This is a genomic window from uncultured Flavonifractor sp. (genome assembly GCF_944387675.1).
Lineage (GTDB): Bacteria > Bacillota > Clostridia > Oscillospirales > Oscillospiraceae > Flavonifractor.
In genome coordinates, this window is record NZ_CALXFV010000091.1 from 1 (window position 1) to 9,124 (window position 9,124).

The 9,124-nt window shown below is 60.2% G+C and carries 9 protein-coding genes, 1 tRNA gene and 1 pseudogene; 7 read left to right on the forward strand and 4 right to left on the reverse strand.

Annotated features, from left to right (window positions below):
• The 4 genes and pseudogenes from Q0J74_RS08835 to Q0J74_RS08850 form a co-directional block, all read right to left on the reverse strand.
• Window positions 1–338, reverse strand: a pseudogene (locus Q0J74_RS08835) (ABC transporter permease); the annotation flags it as partial.
• Window positions 335–1,183, reverse strand: coding sequence for an ABC transporter permease (locus Q0J74_RS08840; RefSeq protein WP_297213506.1), 849 nt, complete (start codon window positions 1,181–1,183; stop codon window positions 335–337). The pseudogene Q0J74_RS08835 and the gene Q0J74_RS08840, both read right to left, overlap by 4 nt.
• Window positions 1,173–2,342, reverse strand: a complete 1,170-nt coding sequence (locus Q0J74_RS08845) for an ABC transporter ATP-binding protein (RefSeq protein WP_297213509.1) — start codon at window positions 2,340–2,342, stop codon at window positions 1,173–1,175. Before Q0J74_RS08845 ends, Q0J74_RS08840 begins: the two co-directional genes overlap by 11 nt.
• A gap of 125 nt (window positions 2,343–2,467) precedes the next feature.
• Window positions 2,468–3,460 carry an RluA family pseudouridine synthase gene (locus Q0J74_RS08850; protein ID WP_297213512.1) on the reverse strand — a complete coding sequence of 331 codons (993 nt, stop codon included), beginning with the start codon at window positions 3,458–3,460 and terminating at the stop codon, window positions 2,468–2,470.
• 140 nt (window positions 3,461–3,600) lie between these two features.
• Between Q0J74_RS08850 and Q0J74_RS08855 the strand changes: the two genes are divergently transcribed.
• The 7 genes from Q0J74_RS08855 (at window position 3,601) to Q0J74_RS08885 (ending at window position 9,056) form a co-directional block, all read left to right on the forward strand.
• On the forward strand, window positions 3,601–4,104 hold the full coding sequence (locus Q0J74_RS08855; protein ID WP_297213516.1) for a YceD family protein: 504 nt from the start codon (window positions 3,601–3,603) through the stop codon (window positions 4,102–4,104).
• A gap of 41 nt (window positions 4,105–4,145) precedes the next feature.
• Window positions 4,146–4,340, forward strand: a complete 195-nt coding sequence (rpmF, locus tag Q0J74_RS08860; RefSeq protein ID WP_297213518.1) for a 50S ribosomal protein L32 — start codon at window positions 4,146–4,148, stop codon at window positions 4,338–4,340.
• Window positions 4,341–4,440: 100 nt separating this feature from the next.
• Window positions 4,441–5,814 (forward strand): DUF512 domain-containing protein, encoded by a 1,374-nt coding sequence (locus Q0J74_RS08865; protein ID WP_297213520.1) that lies wholly within the window; start codon window positions 4,441–4,443, stop codon window positions 5,812–5,814.
• Window positions 5,815–5,833: 19 nt separating this feature from the next.
• Window positions 5,834–7,159, forward strand: a complete 1,326-nt coding sequence (gene der / locus Q0J74_RS08870; RefSeq protein ID WP_297213523.1) for a ribosome biogenesis GTPase Der — start codon at window positions 5,834–5,836, stop codon at window positions 7,157–7,159.
• 2 nt (window positions 7,160–7,161) lie between these two features.
• Window positions 7,162–7,863, forward strand: coding sequence for a glycerol-3-phosphate acyltransferase (locus Q0J74_RS08875; protein WP_297213526.1), 702 nt, complete (start codon window positions 7,162–7,164; stop codon window positions 7,861–7,863).
• A 17-nt stretch (window positions 7,864–7,880) separates the two neighbouring features.
• Complete coding sequence (locus tag Q0J74_RS08880) at window positions 7,881–8,882, forward strand: NAD(P)H-dependent glycerol-3-phosphate dehydrogenase (protein WP_297213529.1); 1,002 nt, start codon at window positions 7,881–7,883, stop codon at window positions 8,880–8,882.
• Window positions 8,883–8,979: 97 nt separating this feature from the next.
• Window positions 8,980–9,056, forward strand: a tRNA-Pro gene (locus Q0J74_RS08885).
• The last annotated feature ends 68 nt before the right edge of the window (window positions 9,057–9,124 follow it).

The following is a 9,124-nucleotide window of genomic DNA, read 5'->3' on the forward strand; positions in this document are numbered from 1 at the left end:
CCGGTGATGATGTCCGCGTTGGTCAAAGGAATGTTGTTCACCGCCAAAAAGGCGGTGCGGGAGCGCCGGCGCATGGAATAGAATCCGATGGCGGCGGCGGTACCCAGGATGGTGGCGATGACGGCGGCCAGCACCGACAGGATAATGGTGGTGCGCAGCGCCCCCAGCAGGCGGGTGTTGTGGAACAGCTCTACATACCACTGGGTGGAGAAGCCCCCCCACACCCGGTTGCTCTTGGTGGCGTTGAAGGAGAAGACAATGAGCAGCACAATGGGGGCGTACAGGAACACGTATACCAGCAGGGTAAAAATCCGAGAGGGAATGTGACGCTTCTTCACAGCACCGCCACCCCCTCTTCCCCTTCGCCGAAGCGGTTCATGATGGCCATAAGCACCAGCACGATAACCATCATCACCAGGGCGATGGCCGAGCCTAGGTGGGGGTTGTAGGCATTGCCCAAAAACTGCATCTCAATCAAATCTCCCAGCAGCAGGGTCTTGCCGCCCCCCAGCAGCCGGGACAGAGCGAAGGTGGACACCGACGGGATGAACACCATGGTCACCCCGGACAGGACCCCCGGCAGGGACAGGGGGAAGATCACCTTGCGAAACACCATGGCGCCGTTGGCGCCCAGATCCTGAGCCGCCTCAATGACCCGGGGATCAATCTTGTCGATCACGGAGAAAATGGGCAGCACCATGAAGGGCAGGAAATTGTACACCATGCCCAGCACGATGGCCCCCTGGGTGTTGATCATGTGGATGGCCTGGAGATCGGTGCCGAAAATACCGTTGACCAGACTGAAAAAGCCGATGGCGGATAGAAACTGGTTGATGAGGCCGTTGTCGTCCAGAATGGACATCCAGGCGTAGGTGCGCAGCAGAAAGTTCATCCACATGGGCAGCATGATAAGCATCATAGCCACCTTGCGCACCATCAGACTCTCCCGGGAGAGGAAGTAGGCCAGGGGGTAGCCGATGAGGATACAGATGGCGGTGGCGGCGATGGCCAGCAGGAAGGAGTGCTCGAAGGCGGGCAGATAGGTTCCCATGCTGCTGAAATTGTCCAGGGTCACGCCCCCGGTTTTGCTGGTGAAGGCGAAGACCACCACCAGCACCAGCGGCGCCACCACAAACAGGGCCATCCACACCACATAGGGGGCGGCCAGCCACTTATTCTTCATCGCCGTCCTCCTCCTCCAGCCGGTCCTCATTGAGCTCGTCGTACTCGGAGGAGTAGGAACTGTAATCGCCGAAGGTGCCGGAGTACGGACTCTTCTTCATGATGTGGAAGCCGTCGGGATCAATCTTCACCCCAATCCTGGCCCCCACGGGAGAGTAGTCCGTGGTCTGGATGAGCCACTTGAAGCCCCTAAAATCCACAATGATGTCGTAGTGGATGCCTTTGAAGGTGACCTCGGTGACGGTGCCGGTAAGCTGCCCCTCCGCCTCGGGGACAATGTCGATGTCCTCCGGGCGGATGACCACGTCCACCGGCTCGTTGGGGGCAAAGCCGCCGTCCAGACATTGAAATTTCTTGCCGTACATCCCCACCACCTTGTCGGCGTGCATGATGCCGTCGATGATGTTGCTCTCCCCGATGAAGTCGGCCACAAAGGCGTTCTTGGGCTCGTTGTAGATGTCCTCGGGAGTGCCGATCTGCTGGATTTTGCCCTCGTTCATCACCACAATGGTGTCGGACATGGTGAGGGCCTCCTCCTGGTCGTGGGTGACGTAAATAAAGGTGATGCCCACCTGCTGCTGAATCCGCTTGAGTTCGATCTGCATGTCCTTGCGCAGCTTGAGGTCCAGGGCGCCCAGGGGTTCGTCCAGCAGGAGGACCTGGGGCCGGTTGACAATGGCCCGGGCGATGGCCACCCGCTGCTGCTGGCCGCCGGAGAGGGAGTTGACCGACCGCTTGCCGTAGCCCGCCAGATTGACCAGGGCCAGGGCCTCCTCCACCCGCTGCTTGACCTCAGACTCGGGAACTTTTATCATCCGCTTGGGATCCTTGGGATCAGGCACCTTGTTCACCCGCAGGCCGAAGGCCACATTTTCAAAGATGTTCATGTGGGTGAACAGGGCGTACTTCTGAAAGACGGTGTTGACCTTCCGCTTATGGGGGGGAACGTCATTGATCCTCACGCCGTCAAAATACACATCGCCGGAAGTGGGCTTCTGAAAGCCGCCGATAATCCGCAGCGTTGTGGTTTTGCCGCACCCGGAGGGACCGAGCAGCGTGAGGAACTCCTTATCGTTAATATAAAGGTTGATATGGTCCAGAATCACATCGTCGTCAAATTTCATGAAGCAATCCGACAGGCGGATCAGTTCCTTGGACATGTATCCTCCCCCATTTCTCAAAAGGTAGTAAAAGGCGCACCCAAACCGGCGGTTGGGTACGCCCTAATGACGAAACAAATATATATGGTATCGCGAAAAAAGTCAAGAAAAAACCCAGGATTTTTTCAGGGATTTTGCGGCTGCCGGGGCTGGGCCTGCCGGTCCGGAAAGTACTCCGAAACAAAATCCACCTGGGATACGGCAAACACCTTCCCCCGCAGGTATTCCAGGATTCCCGCGCCGGTGGGGAAGGGGAAGGCCAGCTTGTAGGAGTACAGAGCCTGGAAGGAGCGCCCGTAGCGCTTGTTGTCCCGCTCCCGGCCATACTTGCCGTCCCCAAGCAGGGGATGGCCGGCGGCGGCAAACTGAGCCCGGATCTGATGGGTGCGGCCGGTGAGCAGCTCACACTCCACCAGAGACAGACCCCGGTGGACCTTCAATGTCCGATACAGGGTGGCGGCGCTCTTTCCCCCGGGTACCGGCCGGGAGAACACCTTCACCTGGGCTTTGTCCTCGTCCTTCAGCAGGAACCCCTCCAGCTTGCCCTGAGGAGGCGACATGGTGCCGTGGAGGATGGCCAGGTAGTACTTGGAAATCTCCCGGTCTTTGATTTTCTGGTTGAGGATGCGCAGGGTCTCGGCATTCTTGGCCGCCAGGACAATGCCCCCGGTGTTGCGGTCGATGCGGTTGCACAGGGCGGGGGTGAAGGCGTGCTCGTCCCTGGGGTTCCACTCCTTCTTCTGGTAGAGATAGGCCTGGATGTGGGTGATGAGGGTGTTCACCTTCTCGTGCTCGTCGGCGTGGCACAGCAGGCCGGGGCGCTTGTTGAGGAGCATCAGGTTTTCGTCCTCATACACAATGTCCAGCCGGGGCTGGAACACCGCCAAAAAGGCGTTGTCCTCCCGGGGGGTGTCAAAAAACTCGTCGTTGATGTATAATTGCAGCACGTCCCCCACCTGGAGGCGCACGTCCCGGGCCGAGCCCTTGCCGTTGACCTTCACCCGCTTGAGGCGGATGTACTTCTGGGCCAGGGGGCCGGGGAGCAGGGGCAGGGTCTTGGCCAGCCAGCGGTCCAGCCGCTGCCCGGCGTCATTTTTGCCGATGATAAACTCCTTCATGGGCAATTCTCCTGAAAACCCGGCGGCAGGCCGGGATGGTGAGGGTATTATATCATAAATTCCGGGAAAAGTGAAAAAGTATTTGACAATGGCGGCGGTTTTGAGTATAATGTCTGCTGTGCCATTGTGTGAGGTGTATCATGCGACTTGATCTCCGACCGATTATCCATGCCCCCGGCGCGTCCCTGCCCTTCCGGTTTGAGCTGGATCTGTCCGGGCTGGACTTTTATGGGGAGAAGCCCTTTGCCCACCCCATTCAGATCAGCGGTACGGTGCGCAATGCCGCCGGCGCCCTGGAGTTGAAGGGGGCGGCGGAGACCACCCTGGAACTGACCTGTGACCGCTGCCTGAGGCCCTTTTCCCAGGTCCTGGAGCTGCCGGTGTCCACCCTGCTGGCGGAGGAGCTGGAGGATGAGGAGAGCGACGAGATCGTGCTGCTGGACAACGGACAGGCCGATCTGGAGGAGATCTTCACCACCGCCCTGGTGCTGTCCATGGATGCCAAGCACGTCTGTTCGGAGGACTGCAAGGGGCTGTGTCCCACCTGTGGCGCCGACCTGAATGAGGGACCCTGCGGATGCAGGAAGGAAGTTGATCCACGTTTGGCTGCCCTCGCGCAGCTGTTGGATAAAGACCATGCGTAAGTTTTGCCCGGCCAGGGCATGAACCTAAGGAGGTGTCATAAATGGCAGTCCCTAAGAGTAAAGTGTCCAAGCAGCGCCGGAATAAGCGCCGCAGCTCCGTCTGGAAGCTGGAGACTCCCGGCGTCACCACCTGCCCCAAGTGCGGTGCGTTCCGCCTGCCCCACCGGATGTGCAAGAGCTGCATGACCTACAACGGCCATGAGCTGGGCAAGGTGGAGTCCGCCGAGGCGAAGTAAATAGCCTGAAAAGAACGAGGGGAGGCAAGCCCCTCTTTCTTTTTGCCCGGAATTCGGGTACAATAAAGAAAATGACCCATCGAAAAAGGAGCGCACGTCCATGAGCCTGAACAAAATCGCATCGGTGGACCCCCGCAGCCCGGCGGATCGGGCGGGCGTACGGCCGGGGGAACAGCTGACCCATATCAGCGGCCACCTCATTATGGACGTGCTGGACTACAAGTTCTATTCCTACGACTCCCGGCTGGAACTCACCCTCACCGGCCCCGACGGAGGCAGCCGCACCCTGCGGGTGCGGAAGGAGGAGGGGGAGGACTTGGGCCTGAACTTTGAGAGCTATCTCATGGACAAGGCCCGCTCCTGCGCCAACCGGTGCATCTTCTGCTTTGTGGACCAGATGCCGCCGGGGATGCGGGAGACGCTGTATTTCAAGGATGATGACGCCCGCCTGTCTTTTTTGATGGGGAATTATATTACGCTTACCAATCTCTCCCGGCGGGAAATACAGAGGGTAATGGATTTGCGCATCAGTCCCATCAATATTTCCGTTCATGCCACCGACCCGGCGCTGCGTACCGCCATGCTGAAAAACCCCCGGGCGGGGGAGTGCCTGGAGGTGATGGGATGGTTTGCCCAGGTGGGGATTACCATGAACTGCCAGATTGTGGCCTGCCCCGGTGTCAACGACGGCCCCGCCTTGGACCGCACCCTGGCGGAGCTGGCCGCCCTCCATCCGGCGGTGGCCAGCGTGGCGGTGGTGCCGGTGGGTCTCACCAGGTTCCGGGAGGGACTGTGTGAAATCCATCCCTATACCGGGGAGCAAGCCGCCGCTCTCATTGATCAGGTGGAGGGTTTTGCCGCCGCCTTCCTGGCGGAGCACGGCACCAGCCTGGCCTGGTGCTCCGACGAATTCTATCTCATCGCCGGCCGGACGCTGCCGGAGAAGGGGTACTATGAGGACTTCAACCAGCTGGAAAACGGGGTGGGTATGCTGCGGCTGCTCCTCCATCAGGCGGAGCTGGCCCTGGAGGATGAGGACCTGTCCGGCGTGGAGCCGCCCCCCTTTTCCATCGCCACCGGTCTGTCCGCCGCCCCGTTTGTCCAGGAAATTGTTGACAAAGCAAGGGAAAAATGTGGTAATATAAAGGGCAACGTCTATCCTGTCCGCAACCGCTTTTTCGGGGAGACCATCACCGTTTCCGGCCTTGTTACCGGCAGAGACTTGCTGGAGCAGCTCCGGGAAAAGCACTTGGGAGAGCGGCTGCTGCTGCCGGACAATATGCTCCGGGCTGGAGAGCGGGTATTTCTGGACGATGTGACGGTGGAGCAGCTGGAGCAGACCCTGGGAGTAAGCGTAGTTCCGGTGCCGGCGGACAGCGGCTTTGATTTGGTGGACGCCATTTTGGGCCGGGAGGTGGCCTCCGGCTGCCCCGTCCTGCCGCCGGAGGCGGAATATTACCGTTACAACCCCTGACCAGAAGGGAGAAGATACTGTGAAGCCTTTAGTTGCCATTGTGGGCCGGCCCAATGTGGGCAAGTCCATGCTCTTCAATAAGCTGGTGGGTCAGCGGCTGTCCATTGTGGAGGATACCCCCGGCGTCACCCGGGACCGGCTGTATGCCGAGGCGGAGTGGCTGAACCGGAAATTTGATTTGGTGGACACCGGCGGCATCGAGCCGGGGACCGACAGCGAGATTCTGGCCTTCATGCGCCAGCAGGCGGAAATTGCCATCCAGAACGCCACGGTGATTGTTTTTCTGTGCGACATCAAGACCGGTCTCACCGCCTCCGACCAGGAGGTGGCCAATATGCTGCTGCGTTCGGGCAAGCCGGTGGTGCTGGCGGTGAACAAGATGGACCAGGTGGGCCACACCAATCCGGACATTTACGAATTTTACAACCTGGGCCTGGGGGACCCCATCCCTGTCTCCGCCGTCCACGGCCACGGCACCGGCGATTTGCTGGACGCCTGCTTCCAATACTTTCCCCCGGAGGACGAGGAGGAAGAGACGGACGACGTCATTAAGGTGGCCATCATCGGCAAGCCCAACGTGGGCAAGTCCTCCCTGGTCAACCGCATCCTGGGAGAGCGGCGGGTGATTGTCAGCGATATGGCGGGTACCACCCGGGACGCGGTGGACAGCTACTTTGAAAACAAGAAGGGCAAATACCTGTTTATCGACACCGCCGGCATGCGCAAGAAGGCCAAGGTGGACGACCCGATTGAAAAGTTTTCCGTTCTCCGGGCTACCATGGCCATCGAGCGGGCGGATGTGTGCCTCATCCTCCTTGACGCGGGCGAGGGGGTCACCGAGCAGGACACCAAGGTGGCCGGTCTGGCCCATGAGGCGGGGAAGGCCTGTATCATCGTGGTCAACAAATGGGACGCGGTGGAAAAGGACGACAAGACCATGGACCGCATGCGCCAGGACATCCGCCGGGACTTGTCCTATATGACCTATGCCCCCATCCTGTTTATCTCCGCCCTGACGGGCCAGCGGGTGGAGCGGCTGTTCGACCTCATCAACTACGTGGTGGACCAGGCCTCCCTGCGCATTACCACCGGTATGCTCAACTCGGTGCTGGCCGACGCCACCGCCCGGGTGCAGCCCCCCACCGACAAGGGGAGACGGCTGAAAATCTACTATATGACCCAGGTGGGGATCAAGCCCCCCCATTTTGTCTGCTTCTGCAACGACGCCAAGCTGTTTCACTTCTCCTACCAGCGGTATCTGGAAAATCAAATTCGCTCCACCTTCGGACTGGAGGGTACCCCCGTGCGCCTCACCATCCGGCAGAAGAGCGAGAAGGAGGGCTGAACGTGTACCCCACCACAGTTCCTGCGGGCATTGCTCCCAACCTGCCTGCCGCCCCGGCTGCGGCGGCCCAGCACGCCATCCTCCCCGCCATTCTGGTGGCGGTGGTGGCCTATTTCTGCGGCTGCTTTAACGGAGCGGTCATTGTCTCCAAGTATATTCTCCGGGACGATGTACGTACCCACGGCAGCGGCAACGCCGGCCTGACCAACTTTTACCGCACCTTTGGCGGCCCTCTCACCTTTATGGTTATCCTCACCGATGTGCTCAAGGCCATCGTGGCGGTTTGGGTGGGCATTTTGGCCGCCAGGTACCTCATTGCCGATGACTACCTGATCATCGCTCTGGGAAAGTACTGGGCGGGCGCCTTCTGCCTGCTGGGCCACATGTTCCCCTGTATGTTCCAGTTCAAGGGGGGAAAAGGCATCCTCTCCGGCGGTACCATCGCCATTATGATGGACTGGCGCATCGCCCTGGTGGTGTGGGGCGGCTTCCTGGTGCTGGCCATTCTTACCAAGTGGGTGTCCCTGGGCTCCATCTGGGCCGGGGCCTCTTTTCCCTTTGCCACCTGGTTTGTCTACCGCCAGTGGCTGCTGCTGGTGCTGGCCATCCTCATCGGCGGCCTGATCGTGTGGAAGCACCGGGGCAACCTCCAGCGCATCCTCAGCGGCACCGAATCCAAATTCAGCCTGCACCATAAAAAGTAAGGACGGAGGAGCGGGATATGAAAATTTCTGTCATGGGCAGCGGCGGCTGGGGTACGGCCCTGGCCCTGGTACTGCTGGAAAACGGCCACGATGTCACCCTCTGGTCCTATACCGAGGCGGAATCCGCCGTGCTGAAGGAGCAGAGAGAGAACCCCATGCTCAAGGGTGTTCCCCTGCCGGAGGGTTTGAAGCTCACCTCCGATACCAACTGTGTCAAAGGCTGCGGCGTGGTGGTGCTGGCCACCCCCTCCTTTGCCGTGCGCACCACCGCCCGGACGGTGGCCCCGCTGCTGGAGTCCGGCGCCGTGCTGGTCTCCGTGTCCAAGGGAATTGAGAAGGACACCTCCCTCACCCTCACCGACGCCATCGCCCAGGAAGTGGGACAGGACCACCCCATCGTGGCGCTGTCCGGCCCCTCCCACGCCGAAGAGGTGGGCCGCCGGGTCCCCACCGCGGTGGTGTCCGCCTCCAAGGAGCGCTCCGCCGCCGAGCTGGTCCAGGATCTGTTTATGAATGAGCGCTTCCGGGTGTATGCCTCCGACGACGTAGTGGGGGTGGAGCTGGGGGCCGCCCTGAAAAATGTCATCGCCCTGTGCGCCGGCGTATGTGACGGAATGGGCTTCGGCGACAACACCAAGGCTGCCCTGATGACCCGGGGCCTGACCGAGATCGCCCGGCTGGGCGTGGCCATGGGCGGTCGGCGGGAGACCTTTGCCGGTCTCACCGGCGTGGGGGATTTGATTGTCACCTGTACCTCCATGCACTCCCGCAACCGCCGCTGCGGTATCCTCATCGGCAAGGGTGTTCCCACGGACCAGGCGGTGAAAGAGATCGGCGCGGTGGTGGAGGGGTATTACGCCGCAGCCACCGCCCGGGCGTTGGCCCAGAAGGCGGGGGTGGAAATGCCCATTACTGAGGCGGCCTATCAGGTGCTCTATCACGGCAAAGATCCCCGGGCGGTGATCGTCGAGCTGATGACCCGGGAGCGCAAACACGAGCTGGAGGACAGCTGGGTTTAAACTCTTTCGAAAAAGGGCGAGAAAAAATAAAAAAAGACTTGCATTTCCTGCCTGGCTGTGGTACTATAATCAAGCCGTCTGAATCAGGCGGCAATTTCCGGGTGTGGCGAAGTTTGGTATCGCGCTTGAATGGGGTTCAAGAGGCCGCTGGTTCGAATCCAGTCACTCGGACCAAAAAACCCGCAATCCATTGAAAATAAATGGGTTGCGGGTTTTCTGCTATCTTTTTTTCACTCTTGATT

Bases quoted from the DNA above. Each gene is read 5' to 3' on its own strand.
- Q0J74_RS08840 (WP_297213506.1), bottom strand. From the start codon at position 1,183: ATGAAGAATAAGTGGCTGGCCGCCCCCTATGTGGTGTGGATGGCCCTG.
- Q0J74_RS08845 (WP_297213509.1), bottom strand. From the start codon at position 2,342: ATGTCCAAGGAACTGATCCGCCTGTCGGATTGCTTCATGAAATTTGAC.
- Q0J74_RS08880 (WP_297213529.1), top strand. From the start codon at position 7,881: ATGAAAATTTCTGTCATGGGCAGCGGCGGCTGGGGTACGGCCCTGGCC.
- Q0J74_RS08855 (WP_297213516.1), top strand. From the start codon at position 3,601: ATGCGACTTGATCTCCGACCGATTATCCATGCCCCCGGCGCGTCCCTG.
- Q0J74_RS08850 (WP_297213512.1), bottom strand. From the start codon at position 3,460: ATGAAGGAGTTTATCATCGGCAAAAATGACGCCGGGCAGCGGCTGGAC.
- Q0J74_RS08865 (WP_297213520.1), top strand. From the start codon at position 4,441: ATGAGCCTGAACAAAATCGCATCGGTGGACCCCCGCAGCCCGGCGGAT.
- rpmF (WP_297213518.1), top strand. From the start codon at position 4,146: ATGGCAGTCCCTAAGAGTAAAGTGTCCAAGCAGCGCCGGAATAAGCGC.